The organism is Campylobacter sp. RM16189 (genome assembly GCF_012978815.1).
In the GTDB taxonomy this organism is placed as follows: Bacteria; Campylobacterota; Campylobacteria; order Campylobacterales; family Campylobacteraceae; genus Campylobacter_A.
This window is the reverse complement of record NZ_LIWR01000002.1, coordinates 1-24,274: the sequence shown is the minus strand read 5'-3', so window position 1 is coordinate 24,274 and position 24,274 is coordinate 1. Positions and strand designations below refer to the sequence as shown.

28 protein-coding genes, 9 tRNA genes and 1 pseudogene are annotated in these 24,274 nt (G+C 37.6%); 13 read left to right on the top strand and 25 right to left on the bottom strand.

The window, feature by feature from the left end:
• Positions 1–10: 10 nt before the first annotated feature.
• The 25 genes from CDOM16189_RS01055 to CDOM16189_RS00935 form a co-directional block, all read right to left on the bottom strand.
• The gene (locus tag CDOM16189_RS01055) at positions 11–745 is read right to left on the bottom strand and encodes a hypothetical protein (protein WP_169973620.1); all 735 of its coding nucleotides are present in this window, start codon (positions 743–745) and stop codon (positions 11–13) included.
• 2 nt (positions 746–747) lie between these two features.
• Entirely contained in the window at positions 748–978 is a 231-nt protein-coding gene (locus tag CDOM16189_RS01050; protein WP_169973619.1) for an NADH-ubiquinone oxidoreductase subunit E family protein, read from the bottom strand.
• Complete coding sequence (gene nuoD / locus CDOM16189_RS01045) at positions 975–2,201, bottom strand: NADH dehydrogenase (quinone) subunit D (protein ID WP_169973617.1); 1,227 nt, start codon at positions 2,199–2,201, stop codon at positions 975–977. Before nuoD ends, CDOM16189_RS01050 begins: the two co-directional genes overlap by 4 nt.
• 1 nt (position 2,202) lies before the next feature.
• The gene (locus tag CDOM16189_RS01040; RefSeq protein WP_169973616.1) at positions 2,203–2,997 is read right to left on the bottom strand and encodes an NADH-quinone oxidoreductase subunit C; all 795 of its coding nucleotides are present in this window, start codon (positions 2,995–2,997) and stop codon (positions 2,203–2,205) included.
• Complete coding sequence (locus CDOM16189_RS01035) at positions 2,997–3,506, bottom strand: NuoB/complex I 20 kDa subunit family protein (protein ID WP_169973614.1); 510 nt, start codon at positions 3,504–3,506, stop codon at positions 2,997–2,999. Before CDOM16189_RS01035 ends, CDOM16189_RS01040 begins: the two co-directional genes overlap by 1 nt.
• Positions 3,488–3,877, bottom strand: coding sequence for an NAD(P)H-quinone oxidoreductase subunit 3 (locus CDOM16189_RS01030; protein WP_169973613.1), 390 nt, complete (start codon positions 3,875–3,877; stop codon positions 3,488–3,490). The genes CDOM16189_RS01035 and CDOM16189_RS01030 overlap by 19 nt, the downstream gene beginning before the upstream one ends.
• Positions 3,878–3,986: 109 nt before the next feature.
• Positions 3,987–4,670, bottom strand: a complete 684-nt coding sequence (gene cuyB / locus CDOM16189_RS01025) for a cysteate racemase (RefSeq protein ID WP_169973611.1) — start codon at positions 4,668–4,670, stop codon at positions 3,987–3,989.
• A gap of 62 nt (positions 4,671–4,732) precedes the next feature.
• A complete protein-coding gene (locus CDOM16189_RS01020) occupies positions 4,733–6,076 on the bottom strand; it encodes an anaerobic C4-dicarboxylate transporter (protein ID WP_169973610.1) in 1,344 nt (447 codons plus the stop codon).
• A gap of 78 nt (positions 6,077–6,154) precedes the next feature.
• Positions 6,155–7,555: an aspartate ammonia-lyase gene (locus CDOM16189_RS01015; RefSeq protein ID WP_169973609.1), complete on the bottom strand. Its 1,401-nt coding sequence runs from the start codon at positions 7,553–7,555 to the stop codon at positions 6,155–6,157.
• A 721-nt stretch (positions 7,556–8,276) separates the two neighbouring features.
• Positions 8,277–8,633 (bottom strand): 50S ribosomal protein L19, encoded by a 357-nt coding sequence (gene rplS, locus CDOM16189_RS01010; RefSeq protein WP_169973607.1) that lies wholly within the window; start codon positions 8,631–8,633, stop codon positions 8,277–8,279.
• Positions 8,630–9,334 (bottom strand): tRNA (guanosine(37)-N1)-methyltransferase TrmD, encoded by a 705-nt coding sequence (gene trmD / locus CDOM16189_RS01005; RefSeq protein WP_169974021.1) that lies wholly within the window; start codon positions 9,332–9,334, stop codon positions 8,630–8,632. Before trmD ends, rplS begins: the two co-directional genes overlap by 4 nt.
• Complete coding sequence (rimM, locus tag CDOM16189_RS01000) at positions 9,334–9,864, bottom strand: ribosome maturation factor RimM (RefSeq protein ID WP_169973606.1); 531 nt, start codon at positions 9,862–9,864, stop codon at positions 9,334–9,336. Before rimM ends, trmD begins: the two co-directional genes overlap by 1 nt.
• A complete protein-coding gene (locus CDOM16189_RS00995) occupies positions 9,854–10,099 on the bottom strand; it encodes a KH domain-containing protein (RefSeq protein ID WP_169973604.1) in 246 nt (81 codons plus the stop codon). The genes rimM and CDOM16189_RS00995 overlap by 11 nt, the downstream gene beginning before the upstream one ends.
• A gap of 5 nt (positions 10,100–10,104) precedes the next feature.
• The gene (gene rpsP / locus CDOM16189_RS00990; RefSeq protein ID WP_169941939.1) at positions 10,105–10,335 is read right to left on the bottom strand and encodes a 30S ribosomal protein S16; all 231 of its coding nucleotides are present in this window, start codon (positions 10,333–10,335) and stop codon (positions 10,105–10,107) included.
• 73 nt (positions 10,336–10,408) lie between these two features.
• The gene (ffh, locus tag CDOM16189_RS00985; protein ID WP_169973603.1) at positions 10,409–11,749 is read right to left on the bottom strand and encodes a signal recognition particle protein; all 1,341 of its coding nucleotides are present in this window, start codon (positions 11,747–11,749) and stop codon (positions 10,409–10,411) included.
• 146 nt (positions 11,750–11,895) lie between these two features.
• Positions 11,896–12,654, bottom strand: a complete 759-nt coding sequence (locus tag CDOM16189_RS00980; protein WP_169973602.1) for a pseudouridine synthase — start codon at positions 12,652–12,654, stop codon at positions 11,896–11,898.
• Positions 12,632–13,786: a lipid IV(A) 3-deoxy-D-manno-octulosonic acid transferase gene (gene waaA, locus CDOM16189_RS00975; protein WP_169973600.1), complete on the bottom strand. Its 1,155-nt coding sequence runs from the start codon at positions 13,784–13,786 to the stop codon at positions 12,632–12,634. The genes CDOM16189_RS00980 and waaA overlap by 23 nt, the downstream gene beginning before the upstream one ends.
• Before the next feature lie 9 nt (positions 13,787–13,795).
• Positions 13,796–14,506 carry a zinc ribbon domain-containing protein gene (locus tag CDOM16189_RS00970; protein ID WP_169973598.1) on the bottom strand — a complete coding sequence of 237 codons (711 nt, stop codon included), beginning with the start codon at positions 14,504–14,506 and terminating at the stop codon, positions 13,796–13,798.
• Between the two features lie 15 nt (positions 14,507–14,521).
• Positions 14,522–15,250, bottom strand: a complete 729-nt coding sequence (locus CDOM16189_RS00965; protein ID WP_170000686.1) for a Nif3-like dinuclear metal center hexameric protein — start codon at positions 15,248–15,250, stop codon at positions 14,522–14,524.
• Positions 15,251–16,123: a glycine--tRNA ligase subunit alpha gene (gene glyQ / locus CDOM16189_RS00960; RefSeq protein WP_169941920.1), complete on the bottom strand. Its 873-nt coding sequence runs from the start codon at positions 16,121–16,123 to the stop codon at positions 15,251–15,253.
• Positions 16,124–16,131: 8 nt separating this feature from the next.
• Positions 16,132–16,554: an effector binding domain-containing protein gene (locus CDOM16189_RS00955; protein ID WP_170000685.1), complete on the bottom strand. Its 423-nt coding sequence runs from the start codon at positions 16,552–16,554 to the stop codon at positions 16,132–16,134.
• The gene (locus CDOM16189_RS00950; RefSeq protein WP_169941916.1) at positions 16,554–17,024 is read right to left on the bottom strand and encodes a DUF3972 domain-containing protein; all 471 of its coding nucleotides are present in this window, start codon (positions 17,022–17,024) and stop codon (positions 16,554–16,556) included. Before CDOM16189_RS00950 ends, CDOM16189_RS00955 begins: the two co-directional genes overlap by 1 nt.
• 11 nt (positions 17,025–17,035) lie before the next feature.
• A complete protein-coding gene (purE, locus tag CDOM16189_RS00945; protein ID WP_169941913.1) occupies positions 17,036–17,533 on the bottom strand; it encodes a 5-(carboxyamino)imidazole ribonucleotide mutase in 498 nt (165 codons plus the stop codon).
• The gene (locus CDOM16189_RS00940; RefSeq protein WP_170000684.1) at positions 17,530–18,789 is read right to left on the bottom strand and encodes a U32 family peptidase; all 1,260 of its coding nucleotides are present in this window, start codon (positions 18,787–18,789) and stop codon (positions 17,530–17,532) included. Before CDOM16189_RS00940 ends, purE begins: the two co-directional genes overlap by 4 nt.
• Positions 18,786–19,511, bottom strand: a complete 726-nt coding sequence (locus CDOM16189_RS00935; protein ID WP_169973584.1) for a chemotaxis protein — start codon at positions 19,509–19,511, stop codon at positions 18,786–18,788. The genes CDOM16189_RS00940 and CDOM16189_RS00935 overlap by 4 nt, the downstream gene beginning before the upstream one ends.
• A gap of 134 nt (positions 19,512–19,645) precedes the next feature.
• Between CDOM16189_RS00935 and CDOM16189_RS00930 the strand changes: the two genes are divergently transcribed.
• The 13 genes and pseudogenes from CDOM16189_RS00930 to CDOM16189_RS00870 all read left to right on the top strand — a co-directional run.
• The gene (locus CDOM16189_RS00930; protein ID WP_169973582.1) at positions 19,646–20,425 is read left to right on the top strand and encodes a histidinol-phosphatase; all 780 of its coding nucleotides are present in this window, start codon (positions 19,646–19,648) and stop codon (positions 20,423–20,425) included.
• A gap of 88 nt (positions 20,426–20,513) precedes the next feature.
• The gene (glnA, locus tag CDOM16189_RS00925) at positions 20,514–21,944 is read left to right on the top strand and encodes a type I glutamate--ammonia ligase (protein WP_169973580.1); all 1,431 of its coding nucleotides are present in this window, start codon (positions 20,514–20,516) and stop codon (positions 21,942–21,944) included.
• A 120-nt stretch (positions 21,945–22,064) separates the two neighbouring features.
• A tRNA-Lys gene (locus tag CDOM16189_RS00920) sits at positions 22,065–22,140 on the top strand.
• A gap of 5 nt (positions 22,141–22,145) precedes the next feature.
• Positions 22,146–22,221, top strand: a tRNA-Val gene (locus tag CDOM16189_RS00915).
• A 12-nt stretch (positions 22,222–22,233) separates the two neighbouring features.
• Positions 22,234–22,310: transfer RNA gene (locus CDOM16189_RS00910), tRNA-Asp, on the top strand.
• A 12-nt stretch (positions 22,311–22,322) separates the two neighbouring features.
• A tRNA-Lys gene (locus CDOM16189_RS00905) sits at positions 22,323–22,398 on the top strand.
• Positions 22,399–22,412: 14 nt separating this feature from the next.
• A tRNA-Glu gene (locus tag CDOM16189_RS00900) sits at positions 22,413–22,488 on the top strand.
• Between the two features lie 37 nt (positions 22,489–22,525).
• A tRNA-Val gene (locus tag CDOM16189_RS00895) sits at positions 22,526–22,601 on the top strand.
• Between the two features lie 12 nt (positions 22,602–22,613).
• Positions 22,614–22,690: transfer RNA gene (locus CDOM16189_RS00890), tRNA-Asp, on the top strand.
• Positions 22,691–22,709: 19 nt separating this feature from the next.
• Positions 22,710–22,785 (top strand) — tRNA-Lys (locus CDOM16189_RS00885).
• 16 nt (positions 22,786–22,801) lie between these two features.
• A tRNA-Glu gene (locus tag CDOM16189_RS00880) sits at positions 22,802–22,876 on the top strand.
• Positions 22,877–23,208: 332 nt separating this feature from the next.
• Positions 23,209–23,454: pseudogene (locus tag CDOM16189_RS00875) on the top strand (ComEA family DNA-binding protein); the annotation flags it as partial.
• Between the two features lie 453 nt (positions 23,455–23,907).
• The coding region (locus CDOM16189_RS00870) for a transposase (protein ID WP_170000683.1) at positions 23,908–24,274 on the top strand (367 nt) is incomplete at its 3' end.

The window sequence follows — 24,274 nt, the reverse complement described above, 5'->3', positions numbered from 1 at the left end:
TATTATAATCTCATCCTAATTTGCTAATTTTTGCTACTTTGAAGTTGTAGCCATTAATTTGACTATCTTTAAATATCGCCACAGTTCCTTTCATCGCGCTATTTAGTCTAAATTTTCTCTCTATATCAAGTCCATTGGCTCCTACTTTAATCTCATCTCCATCTTTTACTTTGGCCGCAATAGCAAAGCTAGAAGATCCTACAAGCTCACGGCTATCTCCGACAAGCCCAAAGACAACGCTTCCATCAAAGCTTTCAAGCTCTTTTAGCTCATTTAAATTTCCATCCGTCTTAATCTCTTTTATATCGCTATCTGCGACTACGGTGTTTAAATTTAATAAATTTAAACACTCAAATATCATCTTAGAGTCAGGATGTGAAAAGAAAGTGCTATCGATTATGATATTTTCACAATCTTTCATAAAAACAGCAAGGTCCTCAAACTCCTCCTCGCCGATATTGCACTCTCCGCTTAAAAAGCCTTCATCAAGCTCATCAAAATACTCTTTGATGTCGCTTTCAAATTTTGAAAAATCAAGGCAGTACTTGCAAAGAAGAGCTAAAACATAGCTAATAGATCCTATTTCGCAACGAATTAAACTTTTGCTGCCTAAAATTTCATCCTCAAAACAAGAGATATAGATAAAATCTTGATTTTTTAGCTCGTTTGCCAAAGTCAAATTTTGAAGACTAAGCAGACTTGCAAGACTTAATGTTTTTGCACCTTTAAACTCTTTAAATTTCATATTCACCCTTTAATTTTCTTCACTACTATAGTCCAATCTACCTGATTAAATTTAAGCGAATTCATAAGCTCACAGCTCTCTTCTCGTATCAAATTTACACTTTTTTCGATATTGTCAAACTCTACAGGCTCAAATAAAAATATACAGACCTCGCCATCGTTGAGCCTTTTTGCCTGATTACTTAATTCGCTTAAAAAATCACCTTTTAAATGTCTTAAATCAACTCTTTTCATCTATCGATTTCACCTAAAATTATATTGCTACTACCTATTATAGTAACCACATCAGCCACATATTGCCCCACCAAAAGCTCCTCGTAAAGCGCACAGTGAAAAAAGCTTGGAGCACGAATTTTCAAGCGATATGGACTACTCTCTGCAGTAGAGTAAATATAAAATCCAAGCTCTCCCTTTGGCGACTCGGTAGGATGATAAATCTCTCCACGCTTTGCCTTAAGCCCTTGAGTAACCAGCACAAAATGCTGCATCAAAGAGTAGTTTTGTGTCATTATCTGCTCTTTGCTGGCGCTTACAAATTGAGGCGAATTGGCTAAAATTTCAGGCCCTGAATTATTATAAAGCTTCTCGCATTGAAGCAGTATTTTTACACTCTGCCTCATTTCTTCCATATAAAGCTTATATCTTGCATAGCAATCACCGGTATTTGAGTATGGCACTTCAAAATCAATCTCGTCATATACTAAATATGGCTCAGCCTTTCTAATATCAAATTCTACACCGCTAGCTCTTAGCATAACTCCTGAACATCCCCAGCTCAGAGCGTTTTCACGGCTTAAAACACCAACTCCCTCAAGTCTCATACGCCAAATTCTATTCTCGCTTAAAAGTCCCTCATAAGTGGCTATATCGCTTGGAAATTTATTACAAAATGCCAGCAGTTCCTCAGTCCAGCCGCTAGGTAGATCAAGAAATACTCCGCCTATCTTAATGCTTGAGTGCGTAAGTCTAGCACCACAATATTTTTCAATCAAATCCAAAATATACTCACGCTCTCTAAAGGCGTATAAAAACACGGTCATTGCACCAACATCAAGCGCGTGAGTGGCTAAAAACAGAAGATGCGAGCTTATGCGGTTTAGCTCCAAAAGCATGGTTCTTATTATCTGAGCTCTTCTAGGCACCTCGATATCGCAAAGCTTCTCAACCGCCGCACACAAGGCATAATTATTTGCACTTGATGCTATATAATCAACCCTATCAGTTACAGGCAAAAACTCCTGAAAGGTCATATTTTCAGCCATCTTCTCAACACCTCTATGCATGAAGCCTATCTCAGGCATAGCACGCACCACCTTTTCGCCGTCAAGCTCAAGCACAAGCTTTAGCTGACCATGCGCAGAAGGGTGTTGAGGACCGAAATTTAGTATCATCTTTCCGTTATTTTCTTCAAATTCTATATTTTCAAAAAACGGTCTGAGCTTGCTTGGATTTTGCATTCTAAGGTCTTTTTTCTAAAATTTTACTACTACCGCGTTTTGCGCGCTTAACAAAGGCTACACCGCCATCTTCTTGATACTCTTGCAAAATTTTCTCATCTCTTGGCTTGGCTCCACGCTCAACCTCGTGATAGATTCGCCCAAAATTAAACGTATCCTTACTATCTATTTTGGCGCTATCTCTATTCTCAGGACCTATTATCTCGCGATATTCACGACCGAAAATTTTATCAACCTCATACCATCTGGCATGTTCATCTCCATGCAACGGATAGCTCTTTAAAAGAGGGTGCGAATGCCAATCATCAGGCATTATAAGACGCTTTAAATTAGGATGGTTTTGTATAAAAATTCCAAACATATCATACATCTCTCGCTCTGACCAATTGGCACTTTTGTAAATTTCAACCACACTTTTAAGCATTTCGGCTTTTTTTACAAAGCATTTTACTCGCGCTCTTTTTTTATTTGATATAGACAAAAGCTGATAAAAAACCTCAAAGCCACCCTTTTGAGAAATAAAATCAACCGCCGAAATTTCAGATAATACCTCGTATCCAAGAGATTTAAATATCCTAAGGGCTTTTAAATTTTCACTACTTTTTACATAGACTACAAATTGACCAAGCTCTACATATGAGTCTAAAATTTCTAAATTTTCAGAGTTTAAAGCCTTTAAATCCTCACTAAATTCACTCTCTTGCGCATCAAATTTCCTAGTTTGTTCTGCAACATAAAATGAATCCTTATAATAGTGCTTTTTTTGAGCGTTTTTTCTATCTTGATACTCTCTCATCAGACCAACCTTTTTGGAGCTTGCGCCCTAAACGGACTCTCTTTGCGAATCTTTTTTTGAAGTATCATTAGCGCATATTGAAGAGTTTCTGGCCTAGGCGCACATCCTGGCAGATATATATCAACTGGGATTATGCGGTCAACTCCTTGCACAGTTGAATATGTATTAAACATACCTCCGGTATTTGCGCAGCTTCCCATCGATATGACCCATTTTGGCTCAGCCATCTGGTCATATAGCCTACGTGTAAACTCAGCATGCTTTTTAGTGAGAGTTCCGGCTATTATCATTACTTCAGAGTGTCTAGGAGAGGCTCTAAAAATCGTTCCAAACCTATCAAAGTCATATCTGCTGGCTCCGCTTGCCATCATCTCTATCGCACAACACGCAAGCCCATAGCTAAGTGCCCAAAGCGAGTTGCTCCTGCCCCATTGCACAAGCTTATCAACCGTAGTAAGCACCACCGGCAAACCGCCGTTTTGTGCATAATTTATCTGATGTCTTGCCACGTAAACGCTCCTTTGCCCCATGCATAGATAAATCCTATCGATAACAGTATGATGAAAAATGCCATCTCAATAAATCCAAATAATCCTAAAATTTTAAAATCCACAGCCCAAGGAAACATAAATATAACCTCAACATCGAAAAGCACAAACAAGATAGCGTATAAAAAATAGTGAATATTTATCCTATTTGGTTGCTTGATAACCTCTGGTCCGCACTCATAAATAGATAGTTTTAGACGCTCCGAGTTTTTATTTGCCATTTTACTACCTATTTTGCTTGATAAAAACACAATCAAGCAAAATACTACAATTGACAAAATAAGTATTACAAAAGCACCAAAATATGAGCTTGCGAATTCAAAATGAGACATCTAATGCCTTTTAAAATTTGTATTAATATAAATTTTATAGAAATTTGTTTTAATAGGCGTTTAAATGTATATGTTAAAAGCAGTAAGTAAGCTAGCTAGTATAAAATATCTATTTCTCAAGACTAAATTTTACGGCAGCCTTAGCAAGCTCAAGAGTCGCATCAACAAATTTATCTTTTTTCTTTGCATAAGGCAAAAATAGCGGTATTTCGGTACAAGCAGCTATATAAACATCGGCTTGGACTTGATCTATAGTATCATTAAAAAGCTCAACATACTCTTTTAGCTTATTTGCTTTCGCGCCTTTATAGATACAATCCATTATATTTTCAAGTAAATTTTCTGGGATTTGCACACACTCAAAGCCATTTTCTACAAGCTTGTTCTCGTAAATTTTAGCCTTTGTAGTTCCTGTTGTCGCTATAACGGCTATTTTTTTAGCATTTGGGTACTCTTTTTTAATCGCGTCTACGGCAATGCTTGCTATATGAAGTAGATTAATCCCAGTCTCTTCTACAAGCCTATCAGCAAAATAATGAGCAGTATTGCACGCCATAAAAACCGCTTCACATCCTGCGTTTTTAAGCCTTAAAGCAGCCTCTTTCATAAAAGGAAATGGATCTTCTCCGCCGTGAAGTATATAGGCGGTTCTGTCTGGAATTTGTGGATAATTATCGATGATTATAGGTATATTATCTTGATCTTTTTTGGCATCTGTAAGTTCAACTATCTTAGCATATAAATCTATAGTGGCAAGTGGTCCCATTCCGCCTAAAATTCCAACTCTTTTCATCTTATTATCCTTTAAAATTTAAAAAGCCAAGAGAGTATCTCTTGGCAAAAATTAGTTTGTCCTTATATAAGAACAGGAGCTATTAAAAATCCTAGCGCAACTGAGATCGCAACCATGATTGTACCAGGAATAAAGAATGAATGGTTAAATACAAATTTACCAACTTTTGTAGTTCCTGTATCATCCATTGCGATAGCACCTAGTGTTGTAGGGTATGTAGGTAGAACGAATAGTCCTGAAACAGCTGCAAATGAAGCAACTAGAATCCAAACATTTTGTGAATTTTCAGGGCTTGTCATACCAAGAGCAACTGCAATAGCAGGCATCATAACACGAGTTGTAGCAGCTTGAGAGTATAGCAAGGAACTTAGGAAGTAAAGCGCCACAGCCAAAATAAATGGATACTGAGTAACCACGCTTTTAGCTACATCTTTAATGCCTTCAAGGTGACCGTTAACAAATGTTGTTCCAAGCCATGCGATACCGATAACGCAGATGATTGCGTTCATACCGCTTTGGAATGTGCTTGTTGAAAGTAGTTTACCTGTATCAACCTTGCAAAGTACAACAATCATAAAGCCTATTGTTAGCATAAAGCTGATAATTGCGTTATCTCTTGTTAGGATTGGGTTTTGAATCAGTCCTAAACTTTTTGAAATAAGCAATGCATAAGCAACAACTATTAAAACGCCTATACCAAATATTGCAACAGATTTCTTCGCATATGGTTTAAGCTCTTTATACTCAGCATCTTTAACCTCTTCTACTAGACCTTTTGCAAGTCTCTCTTGGTAGATTGGGTCTTTTGAAAGATCTAAATCGTAAAATTTATTTACAAAGAATGCAGTTGCAAGCATAGCAACAAATGTTGTAGAGACGCATATAAATAGTAGCATCGGATAGCTAACACCAAGTGGCTCGACAACACCTGTCATAGCAACGAAAGCAGCTGAAATCGGGCTTGCGGTAATTGCAACCTGAGATGAAACAACAGAAAGTGCAAGAGGTGCTGAAGGTTTAATATTTTGTCCCTTAGCAACTTCTGTAATAACAGGAAGCATTGAAAAAGCTGTGTGACCTGTTCCTGCAAACATTGTTAGCATATACGTAACAGTAGGGGCCAAGTAGTTGATTTGCTTTGGATTTTTGCGTAAAATTTTAGATGCAACCTGAACAAGATAATCAAGACCACCAGCAACTTGCATAGCTGTAATAGCAGATATAACAGAAGCGATGATAAGGACAACATCAATAGGAATACCCTTCATCTCTACCTTCATACCAAGTATCGCTAAAACAACGACACCAAGACCACCTGCGTAGCCAACAGCCATACCACCTAGCTTAACACCTAGGTAGATACCTCCGAATAGGACTATAATCTGTAAAATCAGCATTATATCCATAAAAACTCCTTTATAAAGATTTATTTCAAAACACAAATCTTAAACACGCCAAAATAAATTTGGCGTGTTTAATTAAATTTATTTACCCATATGAGGGTTTAACATATTTTTAGGCTCTAAAATTTTATCAATTTCTTCTTTGCTTAGATAGCCTCTCTCTAGGCAGATATCTCCAACTGCTTTACCTGTTTGAAGAGCTTCTTTGGCAATACTTGCAGATTTCTCATATCCGATATAAGGGTTAAATGCTGTAACTATACCAACAGATCCAAGAACTGATTTTAAGCAAGCCTCAGGGTTTGCAGTTAGTTTTCTGATAGCTTTTTCAGCTAGAGTTTTCATAGCGTTTTCTAGGATGAATATAGAGTTAAATAGACCATAAGCGATTCCTGGCTCAAACGCATTTAGCTCAAATTCACCTCTCTCTGAGCAAAGCATGATTGTTACATCATTGCCGATTACCTCATAGCAAGCCTCTCCAACAACCTCAGCTATAACAGGATTTACCTTACCTGGCATAATTGAGCTTCCTGGTTGCATTTGAGGTAAATTTATCTCACCAAGACCGCATCTTGGACCAGAGTTCATCAAACGAAGGTCGTTTGCTATCTTACTAAGTCTAACAGCAGCAGTTTTTAGTGCACCACTTACATGAACAAAATCAGCAGTATCTTGAGTGGCTGCTATGAAATCATCTGCTGGTTTGAAGTTTACGCCTGTAATTTGGCTTAGAATTTTATGAACAGAAGCTTTGTAGTCTGGGTGGCAGTTAATACCTGTTCCGATAGCTGTTGCGCCCATATTTAGATATGTCATTGACTCTCTAGCAGCTGTAATTTTTTCTATATCGCTTTTGATGTAGCTTGCAAATGCGTTAAATGTATTTCCAAGTGTTGTAGGAACGGCATCCTCAAGCTCGGTTCTACCCATTTTTATAATATCTTTAAAATCTTTTGCTTTTATTTCAAGTTCTGTTTTAAGAAGCTCCATAGCCTTTAGAAGATCTGTTAGTTTTGCATAAGCGGCTACTTTGATAGAGCTTGGATATGTATCGTTTGTACTTTGACCTAGGTTTGTGTGGTCATTTGGGTGAAGATATTGATATTCACCTTTTTTGTGTCCCATGCTCTCAAGCGCAATATTTGTAATAACCTCATTTGAATTCATATTTGTAGAAGTTCCTGCGCCACCTTGAATCATATCAACTACGAACTGATCTTGGAATTCTCCTGCAATCAATCTATCGCAAGCTTTTGCTATAGCGTCGGCTTTAGCTGCGTCAAGTACACCAACCTCTTTGTTTGCAAGTGCAGCAGCTTTTTTAATTTGAGCGAAGGCTTTTATAAAATAAGGATAGTCACTAAGTTTTCTTCCGCTCATATGGAAGTTCTCAAGTGCTCTAAAAGTTTGAACACCATAATAAACATCGTTAGAGATCTCAAGCTCACCTATAAAATCATGTTCTTTTCTAAAACCCATAACGGTCTCCTTTAAAAAAATTTTGATTACTGAAACTATACTACAAATTTCATAATTTTTAAATTAAACTATTAATTTTTTCTTTATTTTTATTTTTAAAAATATTTATAATTATTAGAAAATAAGCTCATTAATATTAGATAAAGCTTTAAAAAGATTAAATATATTTTGATTTAGCATATCAATATATATACTGCCTTAATTAAATTAAATAATTGATCTATATAAGAGTATTTTAGGGTAATTACACTTTATAAAAGCTACCAAAACACACTTAAAATCTAAAATATATTTTAACAAATCTTGATAGTATTATTAATATAAATTTAAAGTAGAATATTAGTATATTTAAAATAGAAATTTATAAAAGTATCAATACAATTTGCGATACGATATCAAAACCTATATATATCCTATTAAAATTATTGCAAAGTAACGGATAAGTAACTCTACAAAAATGAAATTTCAATTTCAAAAATAATATACCAAGCAACCTTTATAACAGTTAAAAATATTGTATTAAAATTTGAATATTTTAAAAATTTTAGTAGTATTTAGTATGTAAATAATAGTTTTTAGTATAAAAATAGGTACAGATAGTTTAATTACCTAATTGATAAAAAAGTGTATTATGATAGCTAAATCGATTAAATTAGAATATTATGTAGAATATGGGTGAAATTTTGCATAAATTTCACCCTTTATTAAGAAATAATAAATTTTACTTTTTAAGCTCTCTAATACGTGCAGATTTACCACGTCTATCACGTAGATAGAATAGTTTTGCACGTCTTACACGTCCACGTCTTAAAACAGTTATGCTCTCAAGGCTATCGCTGTAAATAGGGAAAATTCTCTCTACACCTACACTGTTTGCGCCTATTTTTCTAATCATAAAGGTCTCGCCTGTACCGCTTCCACGTCTAGCTATACATACACCTTCAAAATTTTGAACCCTAGTTTTATCGCCCTCTTTGATACGGATAGCTACACGAAGTGTGTCGCCGGCACGAAATTCAGGCACAGACTTGCTTGCTATTTGAGCATTTTCAAATGCTTCAATATACTTATTTCTCATCTTTTATCCTTCATTAGCGGCTTGTATTTTCGGTATAAATCAGGACGGAAAAACCTAGTTTTGAAGCACGCCATATCATTTTTTAAAGCCTTGATTTTAGCATGATTTCCCTTTAAAAAATCTGAAACAACATTTAAATTTTCATAGATATTTGGCTTTGTAAACGCGGGCGATTCAAGCAATCCAAGCTCAAAACTCTCTTCACTTAAGCTTTCATCATTGCCCAAAACACCGCTTACATTTCTTGAAATCGCGTCAGCAAGACAAAGTGCCGGCAGCTCTCCTCCGGTTAAGATAAAATCACCTATACAAAACACCTCATCTGCATATTTTTCCACCATACGCTCATCAAACCCCTCATATCTTCCACAGATAAAGCAGATATGATCTTTTTTGACAAGTCTTTTTGCATCGTTTTGTTCAAATTTTTTAGCAGCAGGGGTTAAAAAAACAATATGAGTATTTAAGTTTTTTGCTTTTACAAATTTTATAGCGTCCTCAAGCGGTTGAGCACTCATAAGAAGTCCCGCTCCACCGCCTATCATATATTCATCAACTTTTTTATGTTTATCTTTGCTAAATTCTCTTGGATTTATAAACTCTAGTTTTATTAATTCTTCACTAGTTGCACGACCTAAAATTGAGTCCGTAAAATAAGGCTTCATCAAATTTTCAAAAAGCGTGATAAAAGTGAATTTGATCATGAATTTTTTAAGATTAAAAGAGCGTTTTTGGTGTAAATTATCTTGTTTTCTATATCTATTTTTTCTATGTAGGCGTTTATATAAGGGATGTAAAAATTATTAGCAAGTCCTTTTTGCACAAGCTCTTCATCTGTTTTTATATAAAAAAGATGATTTGCGCTCGCATCTTCTATATCTTCAACTACTCCTAAAATTTGCTCGTTTTCACAAATTTTACAACCTAAAATATCAAAGTAAAAAAACTCATCTTTTTTTAGCTTACAGGTTTGCCTAGTAAGTTCCTTGGTTGTGTATATCGTGCTATTTGTGAGAGTTTTAGCCAAATCAACATCTTCAAAATCATAAAAAAGGATAGAGCTATTTGCACTATTGAAGCTTTTTACAACTAGCTCATTACCGTCTTTATCTATAAATTTCGCGTCTTTTTTAAATTGCTTAGGGAAATCGCTCTTATCATGAAGCTTAAGAAATCCTTTTAAGCCGACGCTTTTACCGAGTATGCCGACTTCTACAAGATCACTCTTCAAGAGGCTTTACCGTAACCCTATATGAGGTCGCATCTTTTGCTTTGCAACCTATTATTACAGTTTTTATAGCATTTATCATTCTGCCGTCTTTTCCTATAAGCTTGCCGGTATCTACCTTATCGGCATAGACTATCACTTCGGCGAAATTCTCTCCCAACTCCACTCTTTCGACTTTTACTTTGTCAGGAAAATCTGCTATAAGTTTTGCGTATTCGCGTAAAAAATCTTCAACCATTGTTATTATTTGCTAGTTATTTTTGCAACTCTATCGCTAAGTTGTGCACCAACACCCTTCCAATAAGCAAGGCGCTCAGCATCAAATTTAACTACTTCAGGCTCAACCATTGGATTATAGTATCCTATAGACTCTATCCAGCCGCCATCTCTTCTTTTTCTGCTGTCTGTTACAACTATACGATAAAATGGTCTTTTCTTACGTCCCATTCTTGTTAGTCTTACTACTGTTGCCATATCTTGTTTCTCCTTCTAAATTTTAAATAAGGCTTAAATTTAGGCACAATTATACCCAAATTTAAGCCCATTTTTAACTAGGGCGATTTATCTTAGCTTGAGAGAGTAAATTTCCAAGCCCTCTCATGCCGTCTTTTCCTGAAAATTTTTTAGCGATTTTTGAAGCGTTTGTAAATTGCTTAAGAAATCTATTAACCTCAACCTGACTAAGACCCGCGCCTTGCGCCAAACGTCTTTTTCTGCTATTGTTTAAAAGATCGGGGTTTTCACGCTCTTTTAAAGTCATAGAATTTATCATGGCTCTTATATGAATTATCTCTTTTGAGTTATCCAAATCTATATCTTTTATCTGGTTTGCCACACCTGAAAGACCAGGGATCATGCCTATGAGCGACTTCATATTTCCAAGCTTTTTAACACTTTCCATCTGCTCTAAAAAGTCGTTAAAGTTAAACTGACCTTTTTTTATCTTTTTATTAAGTCTTTTTGCCTCTTTCTCATCAATAATAGCGCTTGTTTTTTCAGCCAAAGTCGCCAAGTCTCCCTCACCCATAATCCTGCTTACTATGCGATCAGGTATAAAGCTCTCCAAATCAGCTGTTTTTTCGCCAATTCCAACGAATCTAAGCGGTATATTTAGCTGCTTTGCTATTCCTATAGCGACACCACCTTTGCTATCTGAGTCAAATTTAGATAGCACTACGCCTGTTATCGCCAAAGCATCATTAAATCCTGCTGCGGATTTTATACCGTCCTGCCCGCTCATCGCATCGGCAACATAGAAAATTTCATGCGGATTAAGCTCTGCTTTTATACTTTTTATCTCGCTCATCAAAGCTTCATCTATAGCCAGACGTCCCGCGGTATCAACCAAAAGCACGTCATAAAGTCCGTTTTTTGCCTTTTCAAGCGCCGCTTTAGCTACTTTTATAGGGTTTGTTTCGTTTTCTATACCAAAAAGCTCTATCTCGTTAGCTTCGCAAAGTTGGCGAAGCTGTTCAACGGCTGCAAGCCTTTGAAGGTCACAGGCCGCCACTAAAACTTTCTTTTTTCTAAGTTTTAGATAGCTTGCAAGCTTTACGGTCGTAGTTGTCTTACCGCTACCTTGAAGTCCCGCCATCAAAACCACGGTTGGAGCTACAGGCGCATAGACAAATCCTTGATTTCCAGGAGCCGTTAAAATTTTAGTCAAATTTGATTTTATAGAGTCCAAAAACTGCTTTTGCCCTATACTGCTTTGTTTCAAATCAGCCTCAATCAGCGCCAGCAAATCTTTAGTAACTTTGTGATGAACGTCAGCTTTTAAAAGAGCTTTTTTAAGAACATCAAGAGCGTTTTTTAACGCTTTTTCATCATCAACAAATCTGATTTTACTAACGGCCAAACGAAAAGATTCACTGATTTGTTCAAACACAATTTTACCTTTTTTAATTTTATTTGCTAGCCAAATATGGCTTTTGGCTTATCCTAAGCACTTTAAAATGCCTAAAATTTTGCCTATTTATAATTAATTTAAACACACAAGGGACGCATTTTACTAAATTTTAGCTTTATCACTCTTTAAACTTCAAAATTCTTGCCTATCTCAAAGCCAAAATCATTAAAATCACTTCCCAAATTCGCCCTAAATTTATATCCTAAAATTTCTATCTTATACGCATGCAAATACATTCGCTTTGATCTGTTTTTAGCGTATTTTTCATCGCCGACTATACCAAATCCGATATGATTTAGGTGCACTCTTATCTGATGAGTTCTGCCTGTTGGGATTTCAACTCTCACCAAGCTTTTTTTGCCTGCCACCATGATAGGTGAGATTATAGAAACAGCCTCTTTCCCGTCTTTTGAAATTTTCGAATACGCTCCGCCTTTATTTTTAAGAGTGATTATAGGTTCATCAACCCTTACATCTTCGCTTAAAATTCCTTTAACCATCGCGATATACTCTTTTTTCACTCGGTGATGTTTAAATTCCTCAATGGCTTTTTTTTGAAATTCCTCATTTTTAACAAGCAAAAGCACTCCGCTAGTCTCTTTATCAAGACGGTGTAAAAGCGGAAATTTGTAAATTTGACTTACTTTTTCGGATGTCAAAAACGCAGGCTTATTGATAGCGATTAAATTTTCATCTTCAAATATCACGCTAGGCTTTGGCATCTTCTGCACGCTAAATTTAGTAGTAACACTCATCATAGCTCTTGCAACTACGATTTTTTGTCCCTTTGCGCTTACTAATCCGCTATCTATGAGCTCCTTTGCTTCGTTGTTTGAAATTCCCTCTTGCAAAGCAAGGAGTTTATAAGCTTTTTCCTCTTTCACAACTATCCTTAATGTCTTTTATGATCTCGTCCGCACTTCCAAGCGAACGGATTTTACTCTTTTTTAACTCTTTTTTAAGTAAATCGCCGATACACTCGGCTTTAGTAAATACCACGTCATCAACCTGTTCAAAAAGAGCCTTTTGGTTAAATATAAACTCGCCCGTAATTATACTATTTTCAAACTGAGCCGCCTCGATCGGATTGTGTCCACCGACATTTGGCACAAAGCTGCCGCCCAAAATCACGATATCCGATATAGCATAGATATTTACAAGCTCACCCATCGTATCAACAAGCACGCATTTGGCGCTGAAATTTTTAGATTTTGAAAATCTCTCAAAACCAAAGCCGTGATTGCAGGCAAATTTAGCCAAAATTTCACCTGCTTCATCAAATCTCTCAGGATGGCGCGGAACCAAAATAAGCTTATCATTATCTCTTAAATTTATATGATTTAGCAGTAGCTCTTCTTCGCCTTTGTGCATGCTTGCAAGCACTATAATGCGCTCTTTTGGCTTTGTGTAAGCTTTACTAATGCTAGGTAAAAAGGCCGATTTGATATTTCCGCTTACGACTACGTTTTTTGCGCCAAGACTGATTAATCTTTGCTTATCAATCTCGCTTTGCGCATAAATTTTATCTATAAATTTAAAAATTTCATTATAAAAAAACCTGAATTTCAAGTATCTTTTATAGCTTCTGTCTGAAATTCTAGCATTGATCAAAATAACTCTTGAGCCTTTAAATTTAGCCCAAAACACAAGCATAAGCCAAAGCTCGGCTTCAAAGATAACTAAAATTTTAGATCTTTTAAGCCAAAAAGGGATAAAAATTTCAAACGGCAAAAATCTTGTATTTGGCGTTATCTTTTTAGCTTCGTCAAATCCTGTTTTTGTTATCACGCTTACGGCAATGCTTTTAAATTTTTTTAAAAGTGGCGCAATAGAGCGAATTTCACCAAACGAGCAAGCATGGAAATGAATGTCTGCTTCATCAAATTTGGGATTATTAAAAAGAAAAAATCTAGCGGGAATCGAGCGGTGATATTTTGTTTTAAAAGCGATAAAAAGAAGCGGTAAAGCCCCAATCGCAAATGCAATCAGAGCTAAAATATAATATATTATTACCAAATTTTAGGGCTATTCAGCCGTCTCTTTATATAAAATTCTTCCGCAATGCGGGCAAGTAACGACATCTTCGCCCTTTATAACAGCAGAGTAAGTTTTGTCGTTTATCTGCATGAAACAGCCATAGCATGCTTGTTTTTTTACAGGTACTACGGCGGTGTTATGAGCCCATTTGCGAATTTTCTCGTAAAATGTAAGAATTTTTTGATTCATATCGCCGATTAATTTCTCTTTTTTTGCATAAATTTCAGCTCTTTCTTTCTCTATAGCGCCCACTTCTTGAGCGATGTCTGCTTCTATCTTTTCTAAATTTGCGGCAACTTCCGCACCTTTTGCTTCAAGCTCGGCTTTTAGATCGTTTTTGCTTGCGATTATCTTTTCAAGCCTTTCTATCTCTTCATTTGCCGCTTCAAGCTGCTCTCTGGCAAGCCCATCTTCAAGCTGAAGAGCCTTGATCTCTTTTTCAGTTTTTGCTGCTGAGCTTTTCTTTGATACATCTTTGATCTTAGCTGAAAACTCCGCGATATGAGCGTTTGTTTGTGATTTTTGAGACTTTAGCTCGCTAACCGCTTCATCAATGTTTGAAATTTGCTCCGTGATGCCTGCTTGCTCGTCCTTTGTCGCTCTTAAAACACGCTCAACCTTCTCAAGCCTAGGTCCAAATCCATCAATCTCTTTGTCGATTTGAGCAAGATCGACAAGTTGCTCTAAATATTTATTCATAACTTTCCTTTTTGTTTAGCAGTATGTAAATGGGTTTTTTGAATTAGATATTATAGTGACAATTGCGAAATTTTGCAAATATTTCGCCAAAGATGCCCCAAAATAGCGCTCAGTCTCAAAGTGTCCGATGTCTATCAAATTTAGCCCGTTTATCTTAGCCTCAAGCGCTTGGTGGTATTTAAAATCCCCGCTCAAAAACGCATCAGCTTTAACTTTTGATATCAGATCTCCGCCGCTTCCCGTGCAGAGTGCAAGACGGCGAATTCTCTTTTCATTTGTAGTTTTTGCAACTCTTAGAGTTTGCAGGTTAAATTTATCCTTTATAAATTTGCAAAGCTCTTCAAAGCTAAAATCCACATCCATGTATAGTAAAAACTCATCCTTTTCATACTCTTTAAAGCCCAAAACCTCGCTTGCCACATACTCATTTAGGTGACTTAAGTCGTAGTTTGTGTGAAGGCTGATTAAGGAAATATCCTTTTTTATCATCTGAGTTATGAGCGAGCTTGGATAAAGGCTTGAATTTATGCTTTTTAGCCCTTTAAATATCAGCGGATGATGCGTAATGATAAGCGAATTTGGCTTAACTTTGCTCAAAAGCTCAAAATCAATATCAAGGCTTAAATAAATTTGACTCACTTCATCATGAGGCGAGCCGATTACAAGTCCGCTATTATCCCAACTCTCTTGATTTTCAAACGGACTTAGCTCATTTAAAAATTTATAAATTTCAGCTATTTTCATTTACAAATTCGCCTCTTGCTCATCTATGCTAGCCTTGTAAGTTAGAGCGCATTCTTTAGCCAGCTCGCGAATTTTCAGGATATAATCTTGTCTTTGAGTTACGGAAATCGCTCCACGCGCGTCAAGCACGTTAAAAGTATGTGCCGCAAGCATGCAATAATCATACGCAGGAAGCGAAATTTTAGCCTCCAAGCAGTTTTTGCACTCGTTAAAGGCATTTTCAAACTGATTAAAAAGCATCTTCGTATCGGCAACTTCAAAGTTATATTTACTCCACTCATACTCGCCTTGCTTATGCACATCGCCGTAAGTTACGACATTGCCGCCATTATCGTCCCAAACGATGTCATATACGCTATCAACATCTTGCAGATACATAGCAAGGCGTTCAAGCCCGTATGTTATCTCGGCACTTACTAGATCGCAAGTGATGCCGCCCACCTGCTGAAAATACGTAAATTGCGTTACCTCCATACCGTCAAGCCAAACTTCCCAACCAAGTCCCCATGCGCCAAGTGTTGGGCTCTCCCAGTTGTCCTCGACAAAGCGGATATCATGTTTCTTAAGATCAAAACCAAGCTTTTCAAGGCTTTTTAGATAAAGCTCTTGGATGTTTTCAGGACTTGGTTTTATTAGCACTTGAAACTGATAATACGCCCCCAAGCGGTTTGGATTTTCTCCGTATCTGCCGTCGGTCGGACGGCGAGATGGCGCCACGTAAGCCGTAGCCCAAGGCTTTTTGCCAAGACTTCTTAAAAATGTCGCTTGATGGTATGTTCCTGCGCCTGCGGGCATATCGTATGGCTGAAGTATCACACAGCCAAGCTCTTGCCAGTAGTTTTGCAGTGTTAAAATAATTTGTGAAAATGTCATTTTTATCCTTACTTTATAGATACATAAATTTCTATTTTATCTTTTAAATACTTTTCAAAGTCCGTCATGTAAGCTCTTTTTAAATTCGAGTTTTCAAAAAACTCCCAAATTTCACGCCAAAGCCCTATCACGGCTTTCTCGTCGGCGCCTTCTTTGCTAAATACCACATATTTGCCCGCTTTTACAGTCACTTTTTCATAAACTCCGCGCGGCGAGCCTTTAGTGCCTACAAGCAAAGAGTAAGAGCCGTTTACATCGCTTTCATACTCATGATAAACAGCGCAAATTTCATCTGTTCCGTTATAGCTGGAGTTTAAAAACTCTCTCCATAAATCAGCTATTCTGCCCTCGCCGTTCATCTCGCTAGCGTTATCTGTGCGAATTTTTAGTCCGCAAATTTCAAAGCTTTCTTTTAACTCTACTATTTGCACTAACTATCCTTGAAATTTTCTACAGCCTTATTCCACATGAGCTTATATTTACGCTTTAAGAACTCAATCTCTTCATTAGCCTTTTTAAGCTGCTCGTTAAGCGTATCTATGGTCTTTCTATCCTCATCGTAAAGCTCTTGCATCGAATAAAGCGCCTCTTTTAAAAATTTATTCTCATTTCTTAAAGCCTCAAGCGTTTCATCCTTAGCATCAAGAACCTTTTCGTGCAAATTTAAGATAGTGCCTATCGTCTTTTCAACGAAGCTAAATCCCTCGCTTGGCTTGCTTGTTATGCTTAAATTCGCACTTACGCTTGGAACTACGCTCATCGTGCCTTCGTTTGCCTCTATGTAAATTTTGCCGTCTTGCTCTTTTGTATTTAACACTCCACGCTTTATCATGCCTTCTATCACTTCACGATCCAAATGCACAAGCTTGCAAAATTCATCGATGCTTAAATAAGTCTGCATTTTTGCTCCTTTTACGCGAGTAAGACCTCCACTTTTTTCGAGTCTTCCTCGACCGCTTTTGCTTTAGCTTCTCTATCGGCTCTTAAGCTCTCATCAAGCGAGCTATCGTTAAGCGCTAAAATTTGAAGTGCAAGATAGGCCGCATTTACGGCTCCGGCCTTGCCGATAGCGACAGTTCCTACCGGCATGCCCGCAGGCATTTGCACCGTAGAGTAAAGCGCATCAACACCGCTTAGCGAGCTTCCGCCCATCGGTATACCGATAACCGGGCGAGTTGTATTTGCAGCGATCGCTCCTGCTAAGTGAGCCGCCATGCCTGCTGCTGCGATAAACACTTGAGCTCCTCTGCTTTCCGCGCTTGATACATATTCACTGGTTCTCTTTGGGCTTCTATGCGCCGAAGAGATGATAAGCTCGTAGCTTACTTCAAATTTTTCTAAAACTTTCGCCGCTTCGTTTACTATCTCGTAATCGCTCTTGCTTCCCATTATAATCGAAACAAATTTCATCTTATCTCCTCTCTCAAAAAGCTAAATTCAGGTAACTTCACGCCTAAATTGACCTCATTTTCATTTCCGCTATGAATTTCGCTCATCTCTTTGCCTTTTTTCGTGATGAGCTTCTTAAACTCTATAAATTTCTTGCCATCTTTGGAGTAAATTTTACAAATTTCATTATCCGCTTCGCTTACGTCTTTGCCGATTGGCATTACAAGCTCGTAAGGTCTGTTTAAAACTATCTTAAATTTGCACTTAAAGAACTCTCCATCCTCGCTTATGGCATTTACCTGATGAGTGCCCTCTTCTAGGCTGCTGAAGTGATTTTGAGTGCTCGGTCTTTCAAATGGTCTATGCACCAAATATCCATCGGTAAAGCCGCGATTTTTAAGCGTATTTAGCTCGGTATCATAAATTTGTGCGTCAAATTTACCCGCCATCGCGTCATCTATCGCCATTTTATAAGCCCTTGCCGTGCAAGCTACGTAATATTCGCTCTTTGTGCGACCTTCTATCTTAAAGCTATCAACAACGCCTGATTTTATGATCTCCTCAACGTGAGCGGCAAGCTTTAGATCCTTTGAGTTCATGATGTGTGTGCCGTTTTCATCCTCTTCAAGGCGAAATAGCACTCCGCTTTCGTCATTTTTGGCGTAAAGCTCGTATTTAAAGCGACAATCATTCGCGCAGCTTCCGCGATTTGCCATGCGTCCGCTTTGCACCGAGCTTACCAAACAGCGCCCAGAATACGCAAAACACATCGAGCCATGCACGAAAATTTCGATATCAAGCGTAGGTATCGCCTCTTTTATCTTTATCACATCTTTTAAATTCATCTCGCGCGCCACGACTATACGCTTTGCGCCCATATCGTGATAAATTTTAGCATCCAAGAAATTTAGCACGTTTGCTTGTGTGGAGAGGTGAACCTCTATCTCGGGTGCTATCTCTTTAGCTAGGCTCATAACGCCTGGAGTTGCGATGATAAAAGCATCGGGCTTCATCGCTGAAATAGTCTTTAAGTGGCGCTTTAAAGGCTCGATTTGCGAGTTAAAAGGAAAAGCATTAACCGTAGCGTAAAATTTCTTACCCTTTGAATGGGTGTAGCTTATCGCCTCTTCAAAGGTTTGCAAGTTAAATTCTCTTGCCGAGCGGGTTCTAAGCGAAAAGCTAGCCACGCTGGCATATACGGCGTCCGCTCCGTACTCAAGCGCGATTTTTAGCTTGGTTAAATTTCCCGCCGGACTTAGTAGCTCAGGTCTTTTCACTTCTTGCCCAAACTTTCGATCAAGGCTTCGATATCATCGTTGCTTACCAAGTTTTCAGTCGTAGTGTCGCCCGCGATATACACGGCAGATCCCACGCGCTTTTCATCATCGATCTTGCCCTCAAACAGGCTGCTCATATACTTGCTAAGCGCGCGCATAACGTTTATAACGCGCTCTATCTTTTGGCGGTGGATGTCTTGATACTGCATCATATCCATGGTCATCATAACTTCATCTTCGCCCATTTGGATATTTCCCAGCACGTCTTCGGCGCTGTTTTTAAGCTCGCTGTTCTTATCAAGTGCCTCTTTAAAAGCAACTACTTTTGGGAATTTTTCATGCAATTTCGTAAAAATTTCTATGTTGTATTGAGCTACGCTTATGATATCCTTGCAGCCGCTTTCGGCATCCATAAAAAAGTTATTGATCGCATCAAGCTTATCAAACATCTGAGTGGCTTTCTCTTCGCTATCTTTTGTGACATCATCAAGTTGATGAACCATCTTGTGATCGTCAGTCGGCGGAGGCGGAGGCCAAGCTATATTTGCCGATACGCGGTATTCGCTATAAATTTCAACGTCATCCAAGCCTTTTGCCTCGCTAACAGGCTCTGGTTTTTTCTCCTCTTTTGCCTTTGTGACAGGCTCTTCTTCTTTTATCTCTTCCTCATCAAGTCCGTCAAGTCCGCCTGCCATAAGGGCGTCTAACTCTTCTTGCGTCATAACAACTCCTAATCCAAATTTGGCAAGATTATATTAAAATTTAACGAAATATTAGTTTAAACAAAAATTTTGCTCTTAAATTTAATAAACTTTTGATAGCATTTTAACTGCTATTGAAAGTAAAAGGAAATTTGATGAAGGTGGATCTGCACAACCACACTCCGCTTTGCAAACATGCAGTAGATGAGCCGCGGGAGTACGTTTTGGCGGCGATTGATTCGGAAACTTCTTATTTTGGATTTTCAGATCATGCTCCGATGAAATTTGACGAAGCTTACAGAATGAGCTTTGATGAGATGGAAATTTATGAAAAAGAGGTGCTTGCTCTTAAAGATGAGTTTAAGGATAAAATCGAAATTTTGCTTGGGTATGAGGTTGATTTTTTAGAGGGCCTTATGGATGAGCGAGTGCTAAATAGAAAGGTTGATTATCTAATCGGCTCGGTGCATTTCATAAACGGCTGGGGCTTTGATAATCCCGAATTCATAGGCGAATACAAAAACAAAGATATAGATAAAATTTGGGAAGATTATTTTTACTGCATAAGCGCGCTTGCAAGAAGCGGGAAATTTGACATCGTGGGACATCTTGACCTTATAAAGGTGTTTAAATTTCTACCAAAAAAAGATGTAAGAATGATAGCTAAAGACGCCCTAGATGCGATCAAAAAGGCAAATTTGGCAGTCGAGATAAACGCCGCAGGGTTTAGAAAGCCTATATCCGAGCAGTATCCGTCAAATCTGCTTCTTGAAGAGCTTGCGAATTTAGATATCGCTATAACCTTTGGCTCTGACGCGCATGCAAAAGATCAGGTCGGGCTAAACGGGCAAAAATGCGAGGATATCGCTAGAAAATTTGGCTATAGCAAATGCGCTTGCTTTAAAAACAGAGATAAATTTATGGTTGAATTTTAAAACGGGTGAAATATTAATATAAAAACAAACTTAAACATTAAAAAATGTGGTAAAATTACGAGATTTAAATCCAAGGAGATATAAGATAATGGGAAAATTTGTAAAGAGTGTCGATCATTTTTTTGAATTTTGTAAAGAAAACGAGGTTAAATTTATTGATTTTAGATACACCGACATAAACGGCGCATGGCACAGTCTAACTTATAATGTAAAGGCGGTTGAAAAAGATCATTTTATCAACGGAATTCCTTTTGACGCAAGCTCTACAGGTGGCTGGCAACCTATCGATAAATCGGATATGATTTTAAAGCCTGAAGCAGAAAGTGCGTTTTTAGATCCATTTACGGCAGATATTACCGCTGTGGTATTTTGTGATGTATTCGATATTTACAAAGATCAAATGTATGAAAAATGTCCGCGCTCGATAGCCAAAAAGGCTATGGCTTATGTAAAAGAAAGTGGCATAGGAGATGTGGCGTATTTTGGTCCAGAGAATGAATTTTTCGTATTTGATAACGTTAAAATAATAGATCAGCCAAACTGCGCGATGTTTGAAGTGGACACTGAAGAAGGAGTCTGGAATGATGCAAGAGACTTTAAAGATAGCTACAATACAGGTCATCGTCCTCGCACAAAAGGCGGATATCTAGCCACTCAACCGACAGATAGCATGGTTGATCTGCGTGCGGAGATGGTTCAAGTACTTGAGCAAGTGGGCCTTGAAACCTTTGTCGTGCATCACGAAGTGGCTCAAGGACAAGGCGAGATAGGCGTGAAATTTGGCACTTTGGTTGAAGCTGCCGACAACGTGCAAATTTACAAATACGTCGTTAAAATGGTTGCTCACCTAAACGGAAAAACCGCTACATTTATGCCAAAACCTCTATATGGGGATAACGGAAGCGGCATGCATGTGCATCAATCAGTCTGGAAAGACGGCAAAAATTTATTCTACGGCAAGGGAAATTACGCGAATTTGAGTGATTTTGCACGCTGGTATATCGGTGGAATTTTACATCACGCAAGAAGTGTGGCGGCATTTACAAACCCGAGCACAAACAGCTATAAGCGCTTGATTCCTGGATTTGAAGCACCTTCGATACTAACATATTCGAGCCAGAACCGCTCGGCTTCTGTTAGAATTCCTTACGGTTCTGGTGAGAAATCAGTAAGAGCGGAAATTCGCTTCCCTGATAGCACAGCAAATCCATATCTGGCATTTTCAGCTATGCTTATGGCGGGACTTGACGGAGTAAAAAATAAATTTGAGCCCGTTGGACCTATGGATGAAAATTTATTTAAACTACATCTTGACGAAATTCGCGAAAGAGGTATAGAACAACTACCTCACACTCTAAGAGGAAGCCTTGAAGCTCTAATTCGCGACAATGAATATTTAAGCCCTATTATGACAGATATATTTATAGATGCATTTCAGCACTATAAATTTGAGACGCAAGTCTGGCCTTATGAGGCTCGCCCTACGGCTTATGAGTTTAAAACTTGCTATTCTTGCTAAAACAAGGGGTGATTCCCTTGTTTCAATTTATAAATTTTAGTGTGTTTTTCGATATTTCTTCATATATTCTTGACAAATAAGTTCTTTTTGCGTATAATCACACTTCATTTTCAAAAAATTGTCTTGTTAGCTCAGCAGGTAGAGCATTTCACTTTTAATGAAGGGGTCGCTGGTTCGAGTCCAGCACAGGACACCATTTTCGGTCGCTTAGCTCAGTTGGTAGAGCGCCACCCTTACAAGGTGGATGTCATAAGTTCGAGTCTTATAGCGACCACCATTTATCTTGGTTGCGGCGGTAGTTCAGTTGGTTAGAATATCGGCCTGTCACGCCGGAGGTCGCGGGTTCGAGCCCCGTCCGCCGCGCCATTTTTATTTGAAGTCTTGTTAGCTCAGCAGGTAGAGCATTTCACTTTTAATGAAGGGGTCGCTGGTTCGAGTCCAGCACAGGACACCATTGTTTAGGGTTATGACCCTTTCGTCTAGTGGCCCAGGACTCTACTCTCTCAGTGTAGTAACAGAGGTTCGAATCCTCTAAGGGTCGCCACCAAAAGCTAAATTTTAGCTTTTTGTTATTTAATTTCGGTCGCTTAGCTCAGTTGGTAGAGCGCCACCCTTACAAGGTGGATGTCATAAGTTCGAGTCTTATAGCGACCACCATTTATCTTGGTTGCGGCGGTAGTTCAGTTGGTTAGAATATCGGCCTGTCACGCCGGAGGTCGCGGGTTCGAGCCCCGTCCGCCGCGCCATTTTAAAATCTTAGTGTGTGCCTCGTTAGCTCAGCTGGTAGAGCATATCACTCTTAATGATGGGGTCGTAGGTTCGAACCCTACACGGGGCACCATTTGATTTTGCTTGATGGCCCATTCGTCTAGCGGTTAGGACACCAGCCTCTCACGTTGGTAACACGAGTTCGAGTCTCGTATGGGTCACCAATTATTATTCTTAAACAATATTATCATTATTTTTGTATAAAAGTCTAAATTTATTATATTTTTAAAAAATGTACAATAAATTTTAAAAATTTATAACTATTCAAACTATTTTATCCATCAGCAAACAAGTCTTTAAATTTATGCGTTTATATATTACTTTTTTGATGGCAATGCATTAAGTATCTGTAGATTATATGTCTATTTTTATAATCTATATACTATTTAAAATCATAATGCTTATAAAAATATACAAAACTACTTATATTTTTTAATATTTATATAATATCTTTGTACTATAATTTTATTAAAATTCAATTCAAAAGGAGTCAAAAATGAAAAATATATTAGGTAAGATATTTTTATCTTTAATTTTTTTATCCTCATATGCATTAGCTATAATAAATATTAATACGGCTACAAAAGAAGAGTTAATGAGCTTAAACGGCATAGGAGAGGCAAAAGCTGATGCTATTATAGAATATAGAAAAACAAATACTTTCAAAAGCATAGAAGATCTAAAAAATGTAAGCGGAATAGGAGATAAAATATTTGAAAATTTAAAAAGAGATATTTCTATATCAGGAAAAACCAAAATACCTGAAACCAAATCAAAAGACAAGACTAAAGAAGCAAAAGATAAAATAAACAAAAAAGTGGACAATGTAAAAGAAAAGACTAAAAACAAAGAACAGAATATAAAAGAGAAAGTAAAAGAATCAAAAGATATTACAAAAGAAAAATCCAAACAAAAAACAGAAGCAAAAAATAAGATGAAAGACAAAAAAGAAATTATCAAAGACATCAAAAATCAGTAAAATAATCAATCGTATCTGAGTAATAAACTTACTCAGATACTTTTATATACTCATTCTAACAAGCAATCTCTCTAGTAAAAAATTTATGGCCCTATAAAATAAATTGTGTAAATGGCTGAAAAATGATATACTAGGAGAAATATTATGACAGCCAAAAGAAAGAAAAAAGAAAAAGATGTAATCGATTTGATGCTTGACTAATTCGATTTTCATGGGATGACAAAAGACGAACTTATCAGCAGTGAAGGGCTTTTGAGACAGCTTACGAGTAGGTTCTATGAGCGTGTGTTGGAAGCCGAAATGGATGAGCATCTTGGTTACAGAAAACACGACAATGCAGGGGATAATTCGGGTAACAGCCGTAACGGTTATACCGACAAGACTGTAATTATGGACGACAACAGTACTACCAATATACATGTACCGAGAGATAGAAACAGTACCTTTGAACCCATCATTATTCCGAAGCATGAGAAACGAAGTCCCTTGTTCAACGATCAGATCATTTCGATGTATTCATACGGTATGAGTTGCCGTGACATTCAGCGGCACTTACAGGAAGTTTATGGTGTAAATGTTTCAG

Excerpts from the sequence above, each read along its gene's own strand:
- nuoD (WP_169973617.1), bottom strand. The coding sequence starts at position 2,201 with ATGCAAAATCCAAGCAAGCTCAGACCGTTTTTTGAAAATATAGAATTT.
- CDOM16189_RS01015 (WP_169973609.1), bottom strand. The coding sequence starts at position 7,555 with ATGGGTTTTAGAAAAGAACATGATTTTATAGGTGAGCTTGAGATCTCT.
- CDOM16189_RS01030 (WP_169973613.1), bottom strand. The coding sequence starts at position 3,877 with ATGTCTCATTTTGAATTCGCAAGCTCATATTTTGGTGCTTTTGTAATA.
- rplS (WP_169973607.1), bottom strand. The coding sequence starts at position 8,633 with ATGAGAAATAAGTATATTGAAGCATTTGAAAATGCTCAAATAGCAAGC.
- glnA (WP_169973580.1), top strand. The coding sequence starts at position 20,514 with ATGGGAAAATTTGTAAAGAGTGTCGATCATTTTTTTGAATTTTGTAAA.
- CDOM16189_RS00995 (WP_169973604.1), bottom strand. The coding sequence starts at position 10,099 with ATGGTTGAAGATTTTTTACGCGAATACGCAAAACTTATAGCAGATTTT.
- cuyB (WP_169973611.1), bottom strand. The coding sequence starts at position 4,670 with ATGAAAAGAGTTGGAATTTTAGGCGGAATGGGACCACTTGCCACTATA.
- purE (WP_169941913.1), bottom strand. The coding sequence starts at position 17,533 with ATGAAATTTGTTTCGATTATAATGGGAAGCAAGAGCGATTACGAGATA.
- CDOM16189_RS00950 (WP_169941916.1), bottom strand. The coding sequence starts at position 17,024 with ATGCAGACTTATTTAAGCATCGATGAATTTTGCAAGCTTGTGCATTTG.
- CDOM16189_RS00930 (WP_169973582.1), top strand. The coding sequence starts at position 19,646 with ATGAAGGTGGATCTGCACAACCACACTCCGCTTTGCAAACATGCAGTA.
- CDOM16189_RS00965 (WP_170000686.1), bottom strand. The coding sequence starts at position 15,250 with ATGAAAATAGCTGAAATTTATAAATTTTTAAATGAGCTAAGTCCGTTT.
- glyQ (WP_169941920.1), bottom strand. The coding sequence starts at position 16,123 with ATGACATTTTCACAAATTATTTTAACACTGCAAAACTACTGGCAAGAG.
- CDOM16189_RS01055 (WP_169973620.1), bottom strand. The coding sequence starts at position 745 with ATGAAATTTAAAGAGTTTAAAGGTGCAAAAACATTAAGTCTTGCAAGT.
- CDOM16189_RS00935 (WP_169973584.1), bottom strand. The coding sequence starts at position 19,511 with ATGACGCAAGAAGAGTTAGACGCCCTTATGGCAGGCGGACTTGACGGA.
- CDOM16189_RS01040 (WP_169973616.1), bottom strand. The coding sequence starts at position 2,997 with ATGAGAGAGTATCAAGATAGAAAAAACGCTCAAAAAAAGCACTATTAT.
- CDOM16189_RS00970 (WP_169973598.1), bottom strand. The coding sequence starts at position 14,506 with ATGAATAAATATTTAGAGCAACTTGTCGATCTTGCTCAAATCGACAAA.
- CDOM16189_RS01050 (WP_169973619.1), bottom strand. The coding sequence starts at position 978 with ATGAAAAGAGTTGATTTAAGACATTTAAAAGGTGATTTTTTAAGCGAA.
- rpsP (WP_169941939.1), bottom strand. The coding sequence starts at position 10,335 with ATGGCAACAGTAGTAAGACTAACAAGAATGGGACGTAAGAAAAGACCA.
- CDOM16189_RS01020 (WP_169973610.1), bottom strand. The coding sequence starts at position 6,076 with ATGGATATAATGCTGATTTTACAGATTATAGTCCTATTCGGAGGTATC.